The sequence below is a fragment of the Mycobacterium sp. OAE908 genome, from assembly GCF_017872775.1.
Classification (GTDB): Bacteria; Actinomycetota; Actinomycetes; order Mycobacteriales; family Mycobacteriaceae; genus Mycobacterium.
The window spans coordinates 135015-154684 of sequence record NZ_JAGGJL010000003.1; the positions used below are offsets into that span (position 1 = coordinate 135015).

Genomic DNA, 19670 nt, shown 5'->3' on the forward strand with positions numbered 1-19670 from the left:
TGGTGCATTATTTGCCGCCGACGCTGCTCACAGTGTGTCGGGTTCGCGTGGGTTCGCGACATTACGCTCGAATTAAGCGCGCCCTAACCTGGCAGCGCGAAGCGACGGAGTAAAGCTACAAGCAGAAAAGGGTCGCGCCAATGAGAGTGTCGGACACCAGGGTTCATCAACGGTCGGGTTTGCAATTCACTGCCGTTGGGTTCGGCGGTGCGCCTATCGGGAATTTCAACGGCGTCTTCACCGACGACCAAGCGGCTGACATGGTCGTGCAGTCGTGGCGGCAGGGCGTGCGCTACTTCGACACCGCACCCGGGTATGGCAACGGATTAAGTGAATACCGGCTCGGGCATGTACTACGTCGTTTCGACCGTGACGAAATGGTGCTCTCGACAAAGGTCGGCCGGGTGCTGACGCCGACAAGCGCAGCGCCGACGGTCAGCGGCCAGTACCGCGATATCCCGCCCTTCGTCGAGGCATTCGATTACAGCTACGACGGGGTCATGCGTGCAGTCGAGCAAAGCATGCAGCGCATGCTCACCGATCGGTTCGATGTCCTGTTCATTCACGACTGCGATCACTTCACTCACGGACCGTTGCAGCCGGAGTACTTCCGCCAGGCTGTCGTCAGCGCGTTTCCCGCGTTGGAGTCGCTTCGGGATCAAGGTGTCGTCAAGGCGATCGGCTTTGGAGTCAACGAGACCGACGTGATGACAGAGGCGGTCAAGGCCACCGATGCTGATTTGTGCCTGTTGGCCGGCCGGTACACATTGCTGGAGCAAGAGCCGTTGGACGCGCTGCTGCCCATGTGTCAGGAACGGGGCATCGGGATCGTATTGGGCGGCGTGTTCAACAGCGGTGTCTTGGCTACTGGGCCTGTGAGCGGCGCCCGATTCAACTACGGACCGGCGCCGCGTGAAGTACTTGCCAAGGCGGCAAAACTCGAAGAGCTGTGTCAACGGCATGGGGTGCCGCTTGCCGCCGCGGCGATGCAGTTCGCCTACGCCCACCCGGCGATCACCAGCATATGCCTCGGCGCGCGCAATACCGATCAGCAGATGCGCAATGCTGAACTCTTCGAAAGCGCTGTGCCGGAAGAGCTCTGGGCTGAACTACGCCATGCTCAACTGATTCGCCCGGATGCGCCCACACCTGGAGTTAGCTAACATACGACGGGTGACGGCGTGCGGAGCCAGCGTGCGCGCTCGTCTTCGGATGTACCGCCCCAAACTCCGTAGGCCTCCGGGACCTTCATCGCGTGGACGAGACATTGGTGCCTGACGGGGCATTCGGCACACATCGCTTTGGCGCGGCGTTGACGTCGGCGTCGTTCGCCTCCGCGCTCACCTTCCGGGTGAAAGAACGCGTCGGTGTCCTCGCCGCGGCATCGCGCCGAGAGTTGCCAGTCCCGAGCTTCGGCCGTGGTATTGACGCCGCGTGCTGATGGTAACTGCGTTGTCATGAATATTGTTCTGGCTCAGGACCTTTCGGTGCTGGGTAAATCGGCGAGCAGACTCTGGGTATACGCGTGTGTGGGATGGTCGAGGACCCGATCAACTGAGCCGGACTCGACGATGACGCCATCGGACAGCACGACGACCTCCTGGGCGATACTGCGCACCACCGCCAGGTTGTGGGTGATGAATACCAACGACAAGCCTCGTTCATTCTGGAGACGCCGAAGCTGCTCGACGAGCAGCGCTTGTACCGACACATCCAGCGCCGAGGTGATCTCATCGCATACGATGACGTCGGGGTCGACGATCAAGGCACGTCCTACCGCGACGCGTTGCCGTTCGCCGCCCGACAGTTGCTGTGGCATCCGCTCGGCGTACTCCTCCGATAGAGCGACCGTTGCCAGCACCCCGAAGACCTTCTCCGTGCGCTGACGGTGCGACAAGGAGGAGAAGTACCGCAGCGGTTCCTCCAGATTTTCGCGCACTGACATCCGTGGATTCAGTGAGCTGTAAGGGTTTTGGAAAACGTACTGCAATGTCTGACGTTGCGCCTTGGTCCGACGCTGCGGCTGCGTATCCAACCGCGTGCCCGCGAATTCGACCTCCCCTGTCCAGGCTGTGTGCAGACCGACCAACGATCTCGCCAGGGTCGTCTTTCCGGATCCCGATTGCCCGACCACAGCCGTGCAGCGGCCCGCAAGAACTTCGAATGAGACATCGCGCAGCACTTCGCGCGCCCCATATCGCGCCGCCAGCTTGCGTACCGTAACGATGGGCAGGGGACCACCTGACAACGTTGGCACAGGGTTCTTGGCATGATCAGCCGATACCGGCGGCTGTGGGAAATAGCAACGCGCCAAGTGGGATTGACCGCTGTCACCAAGATTGCGTAGCGGCGGAAGTTCCTCGCGGCAGGTCTGCTGTACCGACTCGCAGCGATCCGCGAACAAACAGCCCTGCGGCCACCGGCCCGGCCGGGGAGGCCGACCTTCGATGCCGACCAGAATCTCACTGCGAGCCGAACTCGGCACTGCCTTCAGCAGGCCGACGGTATAGGGGTGACGGGCACCACCGAACATCGACTCGGTGGCTGCGTGCTCGACGACGCGACCCGCATAGAGGACGGCGGTCTGATCGGCGAGCTGGGCCACCACCGCCAAGTCGTGGCTGACGTACACCGAGGTCACCTGATGCTCAGCGGTGAGCTCGCGCACGGTCTCTAGGACACGGCGCTGGGTGGTGACATCCAACCCAGTCGTCGGCTCGTCGAGAACGATGACGCGGGGTCGACAGCTGAATGCCATTGCGATACCGACTCGTTGCTGCTGCCCACCCGACATCTGGTGCGGGTAGCTGTTCAGAAAAGCGTCGGTCGAGGGCAGGCCGACCTCATCCATCAGCTGGTGCACACGCTGCTCGATGGTTTCCCCCGCCGGCAGGGTATCGCGGTGGATGATGATCGCCTCGCGTAGTTGGCGACCCACCGTGAGCGCTGGGTTCAGTCCGCTTACTGGATCCTGGGGAACATAGGCAATCAGCCGGCCGCGCGCGTTCTGCAGATTCCTGCCTTGTAGGCCGAGAATATCGACGCCGTCGATGCACACGCGTCCGCCGGCGATGCGCAGCCCACGACGCGCGAGACCAAGAAGGGCGACGCCGATGGTGCTTTTGCCTGAACCCGACTCACCGACCAAGCCCATTACGTGGCCGGGCGCCACTGCGAAACCGACGTCCTGCACCACGGGTGTCTGGCGCCCCTCGGTGACGACTGTCAGGCCCTCGACGAGTAATCCCGCTTCCGGCGCACCGGCGTCGCGGTCGTCGGTGGCGACCTCGCGCACCCCAGTCATGATGCCGCCATGGTGAGCCCTGTAACGGCCGACGTTTCCTCGGCGCCGCCTTCGCCAAAGGCGACCCGCGCCAATGAATCGGCGAAAACGTTGGTCCCCACGGCGAGGATGGCGAGCAGGATGGCCGGAGCCAGCACTCCCCAGTAGTTGGTGGCCAGACCGAGCCGGTTCTCGTTCACCATGACTCCCCAGGATGGATTCGGTGGTTGTGTGCCGAACCCGAGGAAGTTGATGCCTGCGATGAGAATGATCGAAAAGCTCAGTCGCAAACCAGCTTCCACGGCCAATGGAGTTGTCAGGCTGGGCATGACATGGCGGCGGATCACCGTACGCGGGGGAACACCCCACAGGGCGACCGCCTTGACGAAGTCGCGCTCGCAGATGTCCTGCGCGGCGGCGTACATGACACGCGCCACCTGAGGCGCTTGACACAGCGTGACAGCCACCACCACAAGCCAGGTCTTCGCGCCGATGACGCTCACAATCAGCAGAACAAACACCAGCTGGGGGATCGCGAGCATGACATCGACTGAGCGCATGACCGTCATTTCGGTGTAACTGCCGCGATAGGCCGCCATCACGCCAGCAATGGCACCGAGCAATACCGCTGCCGCGGTAGAGATCGCGGCTAGCGTCAACAGTTGCCAACCGCCGTCGAATAGGCGCGCCAGAACATCGCGCCCAAGCGCGTCGGTGCCAAGAATTCCTGCACCGTTGCCTGGTAACGCATATGGCGGGCCGGAGAACTCCACCGGTGAGCGCGAGGGAAGGAATGGGCCGATGAAGGCGAACCCGACCACAAGCACTGCCAGTGCCAGGCCTATTTTACCGCGGCGAGTTGCCAAGGCGCTCTCCAGTATTCGTCGTACTGCACCTCGCTGCTTGGTCGGCGACTGTTCGGCCGTGTCTAAGTTGAGGGTAGCGGTCATGTCCGTGGTCACCTCGGAAGTCGTTTGCGTGGAGTGACGAGTAGCACTGCGAGGTCGGTCGTGATATTCAATAGGACGTATGCGATGGCCAACAGCACGACCAGGAACTGAATCATCGGCACATCGCGCTCGCTGATTGCCGCAACAAGTGCCAAACCGATTCCCGGGAACTGGAACACTGTCTCGACCAGGGCGATTCCACCGGCCAGATACAGCAGATTCAGGCCCACCACCTGAATGGTTGCGGCCAGTGCATTCGGCAGCGCGTGACCGAACAACAGCCGTGACATGCTGGCACCCTTCAAGGTTGCAACCTCGACGTAGTCGGAGTTGAGCGCCTCGATCAGTGACGCCCGGAACATCCGGAATACATAGGGAGTGACCACGAGGACGAGGGCAAAGACCGGCAGTACCAGCTTCACCGGTTCATTCCAGATGTGTTCACCCTCGGGCAGGATGCTGACCGCAGGAAACCACGCGAATATCGTGACGGCGAAAACCATCACCACGAACACGGCGATCACGAACTCCGGCAACGCGCTTGCCACCAGCGCGCTCACCGACAGCGAGTGATCGATCCACGAGTCGCGGCGTGCGGCTGCCCACATCCCAAGTAGCACACCCAAAATGGTGGAGATGATCGCGGTGAGTGCGATCAGCACCATCGAGTTGGCCAGCCTTGGCCCCACAATGTCCCATACCGGCAGACCCTGGGTGAGTGACTTGCCGAAGTCGCCGCGCGATGCGGATGTCACCCAGTTGAAATAGCCGGTAATGGGCGACTGATCGAGGTGCAGCTCGGCCCGTAGTGCCGCCAGTCGCTCGGGTGTGGCCTGTTGGCCGAGGATCGCGGTGGCGGCGTCACCAGGCAGCACCAATGTCGCGGCGTAGACAATGATCGAGATGACGAAAATCGATATCACCCCGGTGATTGCGCGCGATACCACCAGCGATCGGATCGGGTGGGAACTGCGTCCCGATGGCTTCGCGGTGGCGATTTGGAGCGTCTCAGTCATGGTGGGCCTTTCGCCGAATCAGCGGGTTTCTAGGCCAACCAGAAGTTGGTGAAGTCGTTACCGCTGGGACTGAATCCTGTGGGGAACTCCTTGATTCCGCCCACCTTCTGGGTGCTTGCGTCGATCGTTGGAAAGAAGTACGGGATGATGTTGGCGCCTCGGTCGTAATCGATCTTGACCATCGTGTGGATGAGGTCAGCACGCTTTCCGGCGTCTACTTCGGCGATCGCCTGGTTGTAGAGCGAGTTGTATTCGGGATCGTTGAACTTGCAGGCATTGAAGGGCGCATCGGGGCCCGCCAGTGCTTGACCGGCAGCGACCAGGTACGGCTGCGTGGGCCAGTAGTCCTGGCTGAAGGCCACTTTCAGGTAGGAGTTGGCGAAGTAGTCGGTCGTTGTCTGCTGGACGATGTTGACGTTGACGCCTGCCTTCTTGGCTTGCGTGGCGAAAACCTGTGCGGCGGGGATCATTCCGGGGGCATTGGGGGTTGTCACCAGTTGGATTGTCAGGTCCTGCTGCCCGGCCGCCTTGAGCAGTGACTTCGCCTGGTCGATGTCTTGGTGGCGTTGTGGTAAATCTGTCGGGAAGTCTCTGTCGTATATGCCGAAGACGTCGTTGCCGATCTTTCCCTTGCCGCCGAAGACCTGGTTGAGCATCTCCTGGCGATCCACGATCAACCGCAGCGCCTGGCGCACGCGCAGGTCATCAAATGGCTTTTGGTCGACGCGCATCGTGAACGGTCCCCATCCGCCGGTGCCGGAAACGACTACATGCATGCCGCCGGATTGCAGCGCCGCGACCGAACCTTGGGACAAATAGTTGATGACGTCGACCTGGCCCGACTGCAGTGCGTTGACCTGACTGGTCTCATCGGCGATGTTTGTCGTGACCACCGCGTCCAGATGGGGCAAGTCGGCCTGCCAGTAGTTCGCGTTGCGCACGAACGTGCTCTCGACGCCTGGCGTGAAGCTCTGGAACTTGAACGGGCCTGTGCCGTCAGGTTTTTTGGGGTCGTAGTCGCGCGGGACCATGTTCATGAACACGGTGGTCAAACCCTCCACGAGGATGGCGTAGGGCTTGGTGAAAGCCACCTTCAGCGTGGTGGGATCGACGACTTTGGAATTCGCGATGTCGATCGGTCCCAGGCTGTACAACCCGGGGAACTTGTTGTCGACGATTCGCTTGAGGCTGTAGAGGACGTCATCGGCGGTAAACGGTTTGCCCTGGTGTGTGGTCACGCCGGCGGGGATGATGATGGTCCACTCGGTGCCATCCTTGTTCGGCGTGATTTCCTTGGCCAAGACCAGTTGCGGCTGCCCCTTGTCGTCAAGCCGAGCCAGGGGATCGTACAGTTGCGCGTTGCGCGTGTAATCGGTGTTGGTGAGACCGTTTTGGGCATCGAGGGTGTCGGTGTTGGCGCCGCCTTGCGCGCCGACCCGGAGGGTGCCGCCGCGCTTGGGTTCGCCTGTCGGGCCGCCCTGAGACGATTGGCCGCCTTGACCGCCGCCTGCGCAACCGACGAGGCTGGCCCCGGCGCCCACGACGGCGAGACCCGCGGCTGCCGACCACAGGAACTTCCTACGGTCGAACTGGGCGCCCGCCATGTTGGCCGCGGCTCTAGAAATGTTGTCCTGCATTTTGAAACCCCTTTACGGGTGTGCTCTTGGGTGGGGAGCGGACGATTTGGATCAGGGAGTTTGGCCCGGAAAACGGCATGGCGATATGGCCAGATGGCAACATTGGCTGACTGAGTCGACTGGATTAATAGGCGCTAGACGTCGCTGAGTGGTAGGCGCCCGCGCCGCCCTGCGCAGATTGCGCGGGCACCTTGCGGGCACTCCCGGGCGTTATGAAGTGTCGTCGTTCATCGTGTGAACCCCTACTGGTGCTGCTCGTTGGCGCGATTCTGGCGGTATTCGTCGGCTCGTTCGTCGGTGATGTGCGGCAGCGGCGGGAAATCGAGCCAGCCCGGAACGAATGGGCTGGCGAGGTCGCGATCGGTAGGAATCTCGACCAGTACCGGGGCCTGTGCGTCGAAGGCCCGCTTGAAGGTCGGCTCGAGGTCGGCTGCCGAGTCGACCCGGAATGATTCCAGCCCGAACGACTTTCCGAGATCCTTGAAGCTTGGGCTGTACGGAGTGCCGTCGGGGCGGTTGAACTCGGTGCCGATGATACGGTCGGTGGCGTTGCGCTGACCGCCGCGGATCGAGATATAGCCCGAATTGTCCTGCACGACAAACACCACGGGAATGTCGTGCTGGATGGCGACCCCGATCTCCTGTGCTGTCATCAGGAAGTCGCCATCACCGGTGATGCTGGCCACCTGGCGCTCCGGTGCGGCGAGTTTGGCGCCCAGCGCGGCGGGCACCGGCCATCCCATGGATGAGAAGCCGCCTGTCGTCAGGTGTGTGCGCGGCTCGTAGACCGGGAACGTCTGCTTGACGGCACCTTGGGTATTACCCGAACCGACCAGTACGATGCCGCTTCGGTCCATCACGCGGCGCAGGGCGGCCAGGGGTCGCTGCAGCGTGAACGGGAAGCGGTCGGTGTCGCGGCGGGTCGATAATTCGTTCTCCCACTCCGCTTTCCGTTCGGCGACCTCTGCGAGATAGTCAGTACGGGTCGGCTTGGCTGGCAGTGAGTCGACGATCGCGGCGACGGCGGGTTTAGCGTCGGCGAGGATGCCGACCTCGGCCGGGTAGATCTTGCCGATCTCGTGCGGATCGATATCGATGTGAATGAGCTTGGCCGGCGGGAACGAGAACGACTGCCCCTTGGCGTAGCTGGACGACGACCAGTCGGTGAACCGGCAGCCGATCGAGACGACGACATCGGCGTTGGCGGCCAGGTAATTTCCGTGGATCGTGCCGGTCTGGCCGACGCTTCCGACGAACAGATCGTGATCCTCGGGGAACCCGCTTTTGCCATTCCACGTCGTTGCGACGGGGATGTTGAATCCTTCGGCCAGGGCCCGCACTTCGTCGGTGGCGTCGGCACTGATGGCGCCGCCCCCGATGATGATCATCGGTCGCGCCGCACCGGCCAGCACCGCGATCGCACGCTCAATCGCCTCGGGGTCGGGATATTGCAGGCCCACCGGGAGCCGGCGGGCAAGGTCATGAAAGTTGACTTCGGCGGTCTCTGCGTGCAGATCCCATGGCACTTCGATGTGGGCGGGTCCACGTCGGCCGGTCAGCATGGTGCTGAACGCGCGATGCAGGATGAACGGCAGATCTTCGATACTGTTGGCGACCCAGCTGCGTTTAGAAACCGCTTCTGCGACCTGCGGGAAACCGTTGTCCTTTTGCCTTTCCAGCTCTTGGAGCACACCACGACCGCGCATGTGTCGTGGCGGACCGCCGGTGATAACCAGGACGCTGGTGGAGTCGCTGTAGGCAGTGGCCAGGCCGAGGACGGTGTTGGAGGCGCCCGCGCCGATCGACGTCACCGCGCACATCGGCTTCCCTGAAACTCGGTAGTAGCCATCAGCCAAATGGACCGCGCTCTGTTCGTGATACGTCTGGATGAACGGAATCTTGGATTCGTCCTCGTTGAACGCATCCATCAATCCCCAGATGCCGTGCCCCGGAATGCCTGCCACGTAGGGCACGCCGTATTCCTTGAGAGTGCGGGCGATAACCTGTCCGCCGTTGAGCCTGGGCATGAAGAGTCCTCTCTGTCGTGACGGGCTCGGCTGTTACGTCACGCCGACCGGGTCGGGCAGCGACCTTGTCGATAAGTGTGCCTACAGTGATCCATGTCTCGATAGACTCAATGTGCGCAGTGCAGCAGAATTCCCCTGCACATTCTGGCGCCGATCGAACGGGACGGCCATGGCAATGACAGTCGGGGCGGCGCTCGAGCTGGAAGTGTTCAGCCGTGTTCCGCTGAAAGTGTATGCAGGCGAGAGCAACCTAAGCCGGACCATCCGGTGGGTTCATCCCACCGAAATACCGGATATCGCGCAGTTCCTGAGCGGAGGGGAAATGCTGCTCACCGCCGGGCTTGGCATCGGATCGACCGCCGAGGGCCAGCGCCGGTACCTCACCGAGATCGCCGACGCGCAGGCCGCGGTGCTGATCATCGAACTGAGTGGGCGTGCATTCGACGCGATGCCCCAGGCGCTGATCGCAGCGGCCCGCGAACGCGATTTCCCTCTGGTCGGCTTGGACGGGGAGCTACCGTTCGTTGAGGTCTCCGCCCAGGTACATGAGTCGATCGTTGATCAGCGGGTGCTTGATCTCAGCGCCTACGAGCGCCTCAACGCCACGTTCATGAAGTTGCTGCTGTCGGGCCGTGACCACGTCGAGTTCACCGACGCGCTGTCTGCTGAGGTCGGCTATCCCGTGGTGTTGGAGGACGCGTCGCGGCAGGTGGTCGCATACTCGGGAAGCTCACCAGTGGGCGATGAAGCACTCGGACAGTGGGAACATCACTCCCGCATCGACCACGATCCAGGAACCAACGACACCGGCAACGCGACCGAGGCGCACCACTGCACGAGAAAAGCTGTCGTGCTGCGCGGCGAACGATGGGGGTGGCTGCACGTGTTGCACGGCGGCGATTCAGTCGTCGGCACCGCGGGGTACGCGCTGGACCGCGCGGCCGATGCCATCGCCATTGCGTTGCTCGGCGCAAGGGAGAGTGGCGCAAGGTCGGCACAACGACAGAACTCATTGGTCAGCCGGCTGCTCCTTGGCGATATTTCGGGTGAGGACTTCGTCACCCGGGCACTGCGTATCGGCCGTGACCTTCGCAACCGCGTGCTGGTGGCGGTGTTCGTCTGCAAGGAAGGGCCCGCATCGCACACTAGCGACGAGGCAGTCGAGGACCTTTGCCGAGCACTGCATTTCCCTGCAGTGGTCACCGATCTGGGTGAGCACACATTGGCCATCATGGGTCTGCCACGCGCGAACTCGGAGAAGCAACTCGTCGAGCGTCTGCAGGCGCTCGGTGTGCGTGCCGGTCTCAGTCGGCCCGTCAGTGCCAACCAACTTCCGGCGGCGCTCGAGCAGGCCCGCAGCGCAGCGTCGGTGGCCGCCGCCCGCCCCGACAACGCGGTGCACCGGTTCGACGACCTCGGGGTGCTGCGCTTGTTGGCGTCGTTGGCGGGGGGTCCAGAGTTGAGCCGCTATATCGAGGACGAGCTGGGGCCGCTGCTCAAACACGACGCGGACACGGCCACTCCGCTGCTGCCGACGCTGCGCACCTATCTCACGTGCGACGGCAATAAAACGCAGGCAGCCCAGCTGCTGTTCGTGCAGCGTCGAACCCTGTACTACCGACTGGACCGCATCAGCAACCTGCTCGGACGCTCGTTGGACGACCCGGACACGCGCCAGGCATTGATATTCGCGGTCCGTGGGCACGATCTGCTGCAACGCCAGAGCCGGGGCTGAGGACGCGATTGCACCGACTGTGAACGCCCTGGCTTCAGAACTGCACATTGTGCGCCTGCCGCCCGGTACGAGGTCTCTATACCGTGAAATGTGTCACCCGTCTCACGGGCAGCCCACAATCCTCTAGGCCCCGGGGAGTTAGCCACATGTCGACCGCGGTAGCGGCATTGCAGTCACAGATCATCACCGATCCGCCCGACGTTCTTGACACGGACATCGCGATCATCGGATCCGGAATGGGCGGCGGCAGTTTGGCGTACGCCCTGCGTGACTGCGGGCACGAGGTCCTGATCATCGAACAGGGTGACTTCCTGCCGGTCGAGCGGGAGAACTGGTCCTTCGACGCGGTACACACCCGTGGCCGCTACAAGAACTCCGCGGCTTGGTACGACGCCGCAGCCGGCAAGGAGTTCGTCCCCGGCAACTACCACTACGTGGGCGGTTCGACGAAGCTCTACGGCGCCACCCTGCCGCGTTTCCGGGAGAGCGACTTCGGTGCGATCAAGCACGTCGACGGTGTCTCGCCGGCCTGGCCCATCACCTACGCCGATTTGGAATCCTGCTACGGCCAAGCCGAGCAGATGTTCTGGGTGCACAGCAACAAGGGGGAGGACCCCACCGATCCGTGGCGTTCCACCGACTACCCATTCCCCGGTGTGGCGCACGAGGGCGCGATGGCACGGCTGGCTGACAGCGCCAAAGCTCAGGGCCTGCACCCGTTCGCCTCGCCGCTGGCACTCGACCGCCGCCCAGGGGGCGCCTGCGTGCTGTGCTACACCTGCGATTCGTTCGCCTGCATGGTCGATGCAAAAGGTGATGCCGACGTCGGCGCCGTGCGACCGGCGCTGCGGGCCAAGTCCCGCAATGTGCGTCTGCTGACCAACGCGGCGGTAAGGCGCCTGGACACCGACGCGAGCGGGCGTCTCGTTACCTCCGCGCAAATCGACCACCGGGGACGTCGAATTCAGGTGCGCGCCAAGCGTTTCGTGGTTGCCTGCGGAGCGGTCAACACCGCCGCGTTATTGTTGCGGTCGACATCGCCTCACCATCCGCAGGGACTGGCAAATTCTTCCGATCAGGTGGGCCGCAACTATATGGCGCACGTGACCACGTTCTTCTTGGCGATCGACCCGCGCCGCAAAAACGAAGCGGTGTACCAGAAAACCATCGGTATCAACGACTGGTACACCGCTGGCCCGTCGACTCAGTATCCGCTGGGCAACGTCCAAGGCCTGGGCAAATTACGCGGACCTCAAGCCAAGATGGGTCAGCCGCGGGTCCCGATGCCGATTCTTGACGAAGTCACCAAATACACCCTGGATCTGTTCATCCAAACCGAAGATCTGCCAATGCCCGAAAACCGGGTCACGCTGAACTCGCGCGGTCAGATCACGTTGTCGCGGCGCGAAACCAACCTCGCAGCCCACCACGAGCTCATCAACCGGATGAAGAAAGTGGTCAGAAAAGCCGGATTTCCGGTGGTGCTCACCCGAAGCCTTGGTGTGGAAGCTACCTCGCATCAGTGCGGAACCACACGGATGGGGGACGACCCGGCCACGAGTGTGGTCGATGCCAACCTGCGCGCCCATGATCTGGACAACCTGTGGATCGCCGACAGTTCGGTCTTCGTTTCCTCTGCCGCGGTCAACCCCGCGCTAACCGTTGCCGCGCTCTCGCTGCGGCTGGGCCAATCTGGCGCACTGACCGCCTGACCCACCGCCTCATCCGACGCCATTCGCCGATGCGGATGAGCCACAACCGATCTCACCCGATGGAGGACTAGTCTCGTGACATCCACAAGTGGCGATCCGACGCTTTCACCGCTGTTCGAGCCCATCACTTTGGGGAGCGTCGAGATTCGCAACCGGGTGGTGATGACCGGCCACGGCACCGGGATGGCCAAGGGTTATCTGCCCACCGACCAGCATGTGGCGTACTACCGGGAGCGGGCGATGGGTGGCGTGGGTTTGATCGGGATGGCCTTCCCCCAGATCCATCCGACTTCGCAGGACGTACCCGGTGAACCGCGCGCGTGGCTACCCGAGATAGTTCCGGGCCTGCGCAAAATCACCGATGCCGTGCACGAGCACGGCGCGCGCATCGTGATGCAGCTGGGACATGGTGGGCGTCAAGGGCATTCAACGTTTACCGAGCGCGCACTATGGGGTCCTTCCAACACCCCGTGCCCGTTCAATCTCGAAATGCCCAAGGAGATGGAGATCGAGGACATCGACGAGATCGTCGAGGCGCATGCGATTGGCGCGCGCCACGCCAAACAAGGCGGCATGGACGGCGTCGAAATCCACTCGGGCTACGGCGGATACCTTTTGGCATCGTTCCTCTCGCCGTTCTCCAACCACCGCGGCGACGAGTACGGCGGCTCACTGGAGAACCGGATGCGCATCGTGATGCGGGTCATCGACGCCGTCCGCGCAGAGGTGGGTCCCGACTTCCTCGTCGGCATCAACCTTCAGGGTCACGACTTCAGCCCCGGGGGCCTCGAAGTCGTCGACGCTCAGCAGATCGCTGCGGCCATTGCCGCCACCGGAAAGATCGATTACATCTGCGTCAAGGCCGCCACCTACAACGAGGCCCATCAGAACGTGCCGGATATGCAGCACCCCAAGCGAATCTGGGAGGACCTGGCGGCAGCGGTGAAAGCTGTGGTGGATGTCCCCGTGGTCGCTGTCGGTCGGATCAATGACCCGTTAGACGCCGCCGACGTTCTCGCGCGTGGTCATGCCGACCTTGTCGCCATGACCCGCCAACAGATCGCCGACCCGGAAACCGTCAACAAGACGAAAGAGGGGCGGCTGCAGGAGATTCGCCGCTGTATCGGATGTAATCAGGGATGCATCGACCGCCTCTTCGATGTCACGCACTCGTCGTGTGTGCACAACCCGGCCGCGGGATACGAACAAGAACTCGGCATTGGCACGTTGGTGCAGGCGACGTTCCGCCGTCGCGTCGTGGTGATCGGCGCCGGACCGGCCGGCATGAAAGCCGCAGAGGTCGCTGCGCGGCAGGGTCACGAGGTGATTCTGATCGAACGTCGCGTCCGTACCGGCGGTCAATTGCGCATCGCGGCCAAGATCGCGGGCCGCGGCGAGATCGCCGGCGTCGTCGACCATCTCGACGTGATGATCCAGAAGTACGGCGTCGATGTGCGGCTGGGGTGGGCACCGACCGCCGACGAGGTGCTGGAGTTGAACCCTGACCACATCATCGTGGCCACGGGGTCCGCGCCGGGGCCGGATATCGTCGGAAACCTCGCTCAGGGCATTGCGTTCACCCCCGGCCTTGATCAACACCATGTGTTGTCAGTGTGGGATGTCCTTGACGAGTACGCCGCGGTGGGCAAGCACGTGGTAATCGTCGACGATGGTGAGGGCGGTTGGAAGGGCATCGGCCTTGCCTTGCAGCTTCAGGGCGAGGGTCACGAGGTCGACTACCTCACCCCGCTGCCGTACGTCGGTGCCAAGCTGGGCCCGTTCAGCGCAAACCTTGCAGTGCCACGAATCCATCAGTCCGGCATGACAACTCATCCATTCACCACATTGACGGCAGTCGACGGTGCCGTCGTCCACATCAGCGAGAAAGGTCGCCCAGGCACCCTTACCGGGGTCGACACCGTGGTCTTGGCCGGATGGCACCGTCCCGTCACCGAACTGTATTTCGCGTTGAAGAACAGGGGTGTGCCGGTCGAGCGCGTCGGTGACGCCGTTGCCAGCCGGACGATGATGGAGGCGGTACACGAAGGCGAACGTGCCGCGCGCCGGATTGCTGCGGCGGCAGCCGTGTGACCGTCACGTTATCTCGCGACAAGTCCGAAAAAGCTGGTTCTGCAGCGCTTCTCGTTGTCGTAGCCGCTGTCATGCAACAGCTGGCGGCCGCGTTGGCCGTCACCGTCTTTCCGGCCTTGGGCGCGCTCGGCATCGTGGCGATCAGGTTTCTTGTGGCCAGCTTCACGCTGTGTCTGGTTGTGCGGCCAAGCGTACGGGGACTGACCGCGCGGCATTGGGCCGCCGTCGTGGCATTGGCGTCTGCATTGACGGCGATGAGTCTTCTGTTCTACAACGCCTCCGGGCGCATACCACTGGGCATTGCGGTAACCATTGAAGTTTGTGGGCCGCTGCTCCTATCGGTTTCAGGAAGCCACCGGCGGGTGATGTGGTTGTGGGCGCTACTGGCATTCATCGGCGTCGCGATGCTGGGCATGGCCGGGGGCGAGGTCGGTCGTTTCGATGCCGTGGGCTATCTGTTCGCCGCAGGCGCTGCTGTCGGCTGGGCCGGCTATATCGTGTCGTCGGCGCGCGCGACGGAGCTGTTCCCAAAGGTCGATGCGTTGGCGCTCGCCACCCTGATCGGCGCCGTCGCCACCACACCGTTTGCAGCTCTTAGCGGCACGTTCGGCGCCGCGCGAAGCTGGCCCGTGCTGGGCACCCTGGTGGCCGTCGCGCTGATGAGCTCGGTGATCCCACACTCACTGGAGCAGCTTTCGCTACGGCGCTTGCCGCCAGCGACTTTCGCTATCCTGGCCAGCCTGTCGCCGATGCTCGCCGCTGTGATCGGATGGCTGGTGCTCGGACAGCAGCTGGGCGCCGTGCACTACGCTGCGATCGCACTGGTCACCATCGCCAGCGTTGGTGCGGTCACTCAACCGTCCTGGCGCCGCGACCGTCCGAGCGCCGATCAAATTGACCCCGGTGCCGGCCTAGGTGTGCATCGCCAAGGCCATCTGTTGCACATGATGGGTCTGTCGTCGTCGCCGCTCGGGGCTGAGACTGGAGATACGTCGGAATCGATTGAAACCGCCGACGTTCGAGAGCCCGCAGGGCAAGCGCAAGGAGATACAGACAGTGTCGAAGACACTCAAGGCGCCGACCGCTGAGGGCGGAACGCCCCACAAGAGCAACCCACAGGTCGTGGAGACGGTCGCGAGGGTACTTGAAGACATTCGCACCAACGGTGATGATGCGGTGCGCAAGTATTCGCATCAGTTCGATCGTTGGGCACCGGCGTCTTTCCGCCTCAGCGAGTCGGAGGCCGCCAAGATCGTCGCCGAGCTACCGGACACGGTGATCGAGGATCTGCGGTTCGTACAGGAGCAGGTGCGTAACTTCGCTCAGGCGCAACGTGATTCGATGCATGACGTCGAGATCGAAACACTTCCTGGCGTGCGGCTGGGCCATAAGCATGTGCCCGTGTCCGCTTCGGGCGCCTACGTGCCGGGCGGACGCTACCCGTTGACGGCGTCCGCACACATGACGGTGGTAACGGCGAAAGTCGCTGGGGTCGAGCGGGTTGCGGCCACCACACCCCCCAATGGCGGCGGCGTCCCTCCGATCAGCGTCGCGGCGATGCACTTGGCCGGCGCCGATGAAATCTATGTGCTCGGGGGGGTGCAGGCGATCGGCGCGCTGGCACTTGGCACCGAGTCGATAGCCCCGGTCAACCTGCTCACCGGGCCGGGCAATGCGTACGTCGCTGAGGCCAAGCGCCAACTGTTCGGCGAGGTGGGCATCGATCTGTTCGCCGGTCCGACCGAGGTGCTCATTGTCGCCGATGAGACGGCAGATCCTTTCGTCGTCGCCGCGGATCTGCTGAGCCAGGCCGAGCACGGACCCGATTCACCATGCGTCTTGATCACCACCTCCGAGCAGGTCGGGCGCGAAACCATGGCGGAGGTGGCACGCCAATTGGAGAACTTGCCCACAGCCGATGTTGCGTCTATGTCGTGGCAGAAGTACGGCGAAGTGCATCTGGTCGACTCCGTGGAGCAGGCCTTCACCCTGGCAGACCGCTACGCGAGCGAACATGTGCAGATTCTGACCGCCGAGCCGCGCCGCGCGCTTACCGAAATGCATGACTACGGTGCCTTGTTCCTGGGCGAGAAGACGTGTGTTCCCTTCGGAGACAAGGCGATTGGAACAAATCACGTTCTGCCCACTCTGGGTGCAGCGCGCTACACCGGTGGGCTGTGGGTTGGCAAGTTCCTCAAGACGGTCACCTATCAGGAGATCGACAACCCCGAATCCAGTGCTGAGCTGGGTCGCATCTGCGGTCGAGCCTCCCGGCTCGAGAATTTCGAGGGGCACGCCCGCTCGGCTGATGTGCGTGCTGCCAAGTACGGCGGAAATGCTCTGCGGTGGTCGGACCACGAGTTTGGCGCCACGCAGGGGGCTACGGTGTCGTAGCCCGGCGGGCGATGCGTTTAGTCGACGGCCCGCCAGCGCCACCCCTGGCCCCATGACCCGCGGGCGCGGCGTTTTCCAGCGACACCGGCGGCGAACAGATGTTGAAGGAGATGTTGATGGTCAACGCACCTCGCCCCAGGGTGCCGACGATGCGCGCCGTCGACCACGTGGCGTTCACTGTGCCCGATCTCGTCGAGGCGGTGGATTTCTTCGTCGAGCATTTCGGTGCCGAACTCATCTTCACTGACGGGCCATTCGAAGATCGGGATGGTGAAGGCATGCGCGAACGCCTGAACGTGGACCCCGCGGCCCGGTGCTCTCTTGCGATGATCCGACTGGGCCAGCACCACAACATAGAGCTGTTCCAATACGTTGCACCCCAACAACAATCGACGCCGCCGCGCAACAGCGACGTCGGCGGCCACCACCTGGCGTTCTACGTCGACGACATCGACGCCGGCTATGACTACATCCGCTCCATCCCCGGTGTCACCGTGCAGCAAGGTCCGAACGGGGTCGACGCAGGGGCGCCCGTGGCCGGACAGCGCTGGTTTTACTTCCAAACACCGTGGGGCATGCAAATGGAGCTGACCACATGTTCAGGCGCGGGCTTCTACGACGGCCTGCCCGGCGCCGCGATGGCGCCACCGACTCAAGAGTGGAGATAGATAACCGTGCCTGAAGCACTTGCCGACGCCGCTGCCGTCGCCGTTGCAGACCGAACCGAGCGTGACTCACTAGGGGAGCTCTCGGTTCCGCACAGTGCATACTTCGGAATTCATACCGCCCGCGCATTGCAGAACTTTCCGATCTCGGGAATTGCGCTATCGACCTATCCAGAATTTATCGATGCGATCGCTGCGGTGAAGCAGGCCGCCGCGATAACCAATTGCGAACTGGGACTTATCGATCGCCAACGCGCCGATGCGATCGCCGCTGCGTGTGCCGAGATCCGCGCCGGTGCACTGCACGACCAGTTCGTCGTCGACGTGATCCAGGGTGGTGCCGGCACGTCTACCAACATGAACGCCAACGAGGTCATCGCTAACCGCGCGCTGGAGAATCTTGGCGCCGTGCGTGGCGATTACGACCGGTTACACCCCCTGGAACACGTCAACCGCAGTCAGAGCACCAACGATGTTTATCCGACGGCGATCAAAGTCGCTCTGCAGGTGTACATCGCCACGCTGCACTCAACACTGATCGACGTCGCTGCGGCGTTCAGGACGAAGGCGGCAGAGTTCAAGAGCGTGCTGAAGATGGGTCGCACCCAACTGCAGGACGCCGTGCCCATGACACTGGGGCAGGAATTCGGTACCTACGCGATCATGGTCACCGAGGATGCCGAGCGACTGCTCGAGGCGTCTCGCCTGGTCGCGGAAATCAACCTCGGCGGCACCGCGATCGGAACAGGACTCAACGCCCATCCGCGTTACGCCGCGCTGGTGTGCGACAGGCTCAACACCATCACCGGCTTCTCGCTGTCGACGGCGCAGGACCTTGTGGAAGCTACCCAGGACGTCGGGGCATTCGTGCAAGTATCGGGTGTGCTCAAACGCACCGCTCTCAAGCTATCGAAGATCTGCAACGATCTGCGCTTGCTGTCATCAGGGCCGCGGTCGGGGTTCAACGAAATCAACCTTCCCCCCGTACAATCCGGCTCCAGTATCATGCCTGGGAAGGTGAATCCCGTTATTCCTGAAGTCGTCAACCAGGTGGCTTTCGAGGTCGCTGGCCACGACGTCACGATCAGCATGGCGGCCGAAGGCGGCCAGCTTCAGCTCAACGCGTTCGAACCGATCATCGCCCACAGTCTGTTTCAATCCCTGACCCATCTGAACACCGCCTGCCGTACATTGATTGATCGGTGCGTCACCGGCATCACGGCGAACGAAGCGCGACTGCATGATTCGGTGACGAACTCAATCGGGGTGATCACCGCGCTGAGCCCTTACATCGGCTACGCGCCGTCGGCGCGGATCGCCAAGATCGCTCTGCAAACCGGCAGACCGATCCCCGAACTGGTGGTCGAAGACGGCTTGCTGACCGCCGACCAGGTCGCTGATCTGCTGGTGCCGGAATCCTTGGTCAGCCCTCGAGAAATGCTTGCACTGGCGGCCGTTGCTGAGCACGGACCAGAAAAGGATGCCATCGCATGACCAAAGTGCTGTATCTCTACGGAGGTTGGCCCGGCCACAGTCCGTACAACATCGCCGAATGGACCCGCGCGCTCGTCGGCGAACTGGACTTTCATCTTGAGGAGTCGCAGGACATCTTCACACTGGACCGGGACTTGAGTGGCTACGACCTCATCATCCTTGGCTGGAACAACGCGCTGACTACCGAGGATCTGTCGGATTCACAGGAGGATCACCTGCTGGCAGCAGTCGAGGCCGGCACGGGTGTCGCGGCCTGGCATGGAGCTGCCGCCGCTTTCAGGTCGAGCCTGCGGTATCACTTGATGTTGGGAGGTGACTTCCTCGCGCATCCGGCGGGAGAGGGCTATCCCTATCCCTACCAAGTGACCATCGTCAACCGCGATCACCCGGTGAGCCAGGGAGTCAATGACTTTAAGGTCGCGTCCGAGCAGTACTACATGAGCACCGACCCCAATAACACCGTCCTGGCCGAAACCACGTTCACCGGTGAACATTTCGCGTGGTTCGACGGACTGCGCAGCCCGGTGGCATGGGCCCGCCAATGGGGCAAAGGCCGGGTCTTCTACCACTCGATCGGGCATGCTCCCGTGGATCTTGCGGGCGAGGACGTCCGCAGGCTGACCAAACAGGGGATCGCCTGGGCGGCCAGGACTGCGTAGCTGATCA

General features: G+C 62.8%; 15 protein-coding genes. 9 read left to right on the forward strand and 6 right to left on the reverse strand.

What is annotated here, in order from left to right; genetic code table 11:
* Positions 1–140: 140 nt before the first annotated feature.
* The gene (locus J3E61_RS33060) at positions 141–1163 is read left to right on the forward strand and encodes an aldo/keto reductase (protein ID WP_192726068.1); all 1023 of its coding nucleotides are present in this window, start codon (positions 141–143) and stop codon (positions 1161–1163) included.
* Here the strand turns inward: J3E61_RS33060 and J3E61_RS33065 are convergent.
* The 6 genes from J3E61_RS33065 to J3E61_RS33090 all read right to left on the reverse strand — a co-directional run bounded on the left by J3E61_RS33065 (position 1160) and on the right by J3E61_RS33090 (position 8913).
* Positions 1160–1459 carry a WhiB family transcriptional regulator gene (locus J3E61_RS33065; protein WP_192726067.1) on the reverse strand — a complete coding sequence of 100 codons (300 nt, stop codon included), beginning with the start codon at positions 1457–1459 and terminating at the stop codon, positions 1160–1162. The genes J3E61_RS33060 and J3E61_RS33065 overlap by 4 nt on opposite strands.
* Before the next feature lie 15 nt (positions 1460–1474).
* Positions 1475–3304: an ABC transporter ATP-binding protein gene (locus J3E61_RS33070; RefSeq protein ID WP_210086885.1), complete on the reverse strand. Its 1830-nt coding sequence runs from the start codon at positions 3302–3304 to the stop codon at positions 1475–1477.
* A complete protein-coding gene (locus tag J3E61_RS33075; protein ID WP_210086886.1) occupies positions 3301–4233 on the reverse strand; it encodes an ABC transporter permease in 933 nt (310 codons plus the stop codon). The genes J3E61_RS33070 and J3E61_RS33075 overlap by 4 nt, the downstream gene beginning before the upstream one ends.
* 8 nt (positions 4234–4241) lie before the next feature.
* Positions 4242–5249 (reverse strand): ABC transporter permease subunit, encoded by a 1008-nt coding sequence (locus tag J3E61_RS33080; RefSeq protein ID WP_192726064.1) that lies wholly within the window; start codon positions 5247–5249, stop codon positions 4242–4244.
* Between the two features lie 29 nt (positions 5250–5278).
* A complete protein-coding gene (locus J3E61_RS33085) occupies positions 5279–6886 on the reverse strand; it encodes an ABC transporter substrate-binding protein (RefSeq protein ID WP_210086887.1) in 1608 nt (535 codons plus the stop codon).
* 242 nt (positions 6887–7128) lie between these two features.
* A complete protein-coding gene (locus J3E61_RS33090) occupies positions 7129–8913 on the reverse strand; it encodes a thiamine pyrophosphate-binding protein (RefSeq protein WP_192726062.1) in 1785 nt (594 codons plus the stop codon).
* A gap of 169 nt (positions 8914–9082) precedes the next feature.
* Between J3E61_RS33090 and J3E61_RS33095 the strand changes: the two genes are divergently transcribed.
* The 8 genes from J3E61_RS33095 to J3E61_RS33130 all read left to right on the forward strand — a co-directional run bounded on the left by J3E61_RS33095 (position 9083) and on the right by J3E61_RS33130 (position 19663).
* Entirely contained in the window at positions 9083–10648 is a 1566-nt protein-coding gene (locus J3E61_RS33095; protein WP_192726061.1) for a PucR family transcriptional regulator ligand-binding domain-containing protein, read from the forward strand.
* A 146-nt stretch (positions 10649–10794) separates the two neighbouring features.
* Positions 10795–12360 (forward strand): GMC family oxidoreductase, encoded by a 1566-nt coding sequence (locus tag J3E61_RS33100; protein ID WP_210086888.1) that lies wholly within the window; start codon positions 10795–10797, stop codon positions 12358–12360.
* A 75-nt stretch (positions 12361–12435) separates the two neighbouring features.
* The gene (locus J3E61_RS33105) at positions 12436–14451 is read left to right on the forward strand and encodes an FAD-dependent oxidoreductase (RefSeq protein ID WP_192726059.1); all 2016 of its coding nucleotides are present in this window, start codon (positions 12436–12438) and stop codon (positions 14449–14451) included.
* A gap of 71 nt (positions 14452–14522) precedes the next feature.
* On the forward strand, positions 14523–15539 hold the full coding sequence (locus J3E61_RS33110) for an EamA family transporter (RefSeq protein WP_210086889.1): 1017 nt from the start codon (positions 14523–14525) through the stop codon (positions 15537–15539).
* Entirely contained in the window at positions 15508–16845 is a 1338-nt protein-coding gene (gene hisD, locus J3E61_RS33115) for a histidinol dehydrogenase (RefSeq protein ID WP_192726057.1), read from the forward strand. Before J3E61_RS33110 ends, hisD begins: the two co-directional genes overlap by 32 nt.
* Positions 16846–16961: 116 nt before the next feature.
* A complete protein-coding gene (locus tag J3E61_RS33120) occupies positions 16962–17513 on the forward strand; it encodes a VOC family protein (RefSeq protein WP_192726056.1) in 552 nt (183 codons plus the stop codon).
* Between the two features lie 6 nt (positions 17514–17519).
* Positions 17520–19004, forward strand: a complete 1485-nt coding sequence (locus J3E61_RS33125; protein ID WP_192726055.1) for an aspartate ammonia-lyase — start codon at positions 17520–17522, stop codon at positions 19002–19004.
* A complete protein-coding gene (locus J3E61_RS33130) occupies positions 19001–19663 on the forward strand; it encodes a ThuA domain-containing protein (protein WP_210086890.1) in 663 nt (220 codons plus the stop codon). Before J3E61_RS33125 ends, J3E61_RS33130 begins: the two co-directional genes overlap by 4 nt.
* Positions 19664–19670: the final 7 nt, after the last annotated feature.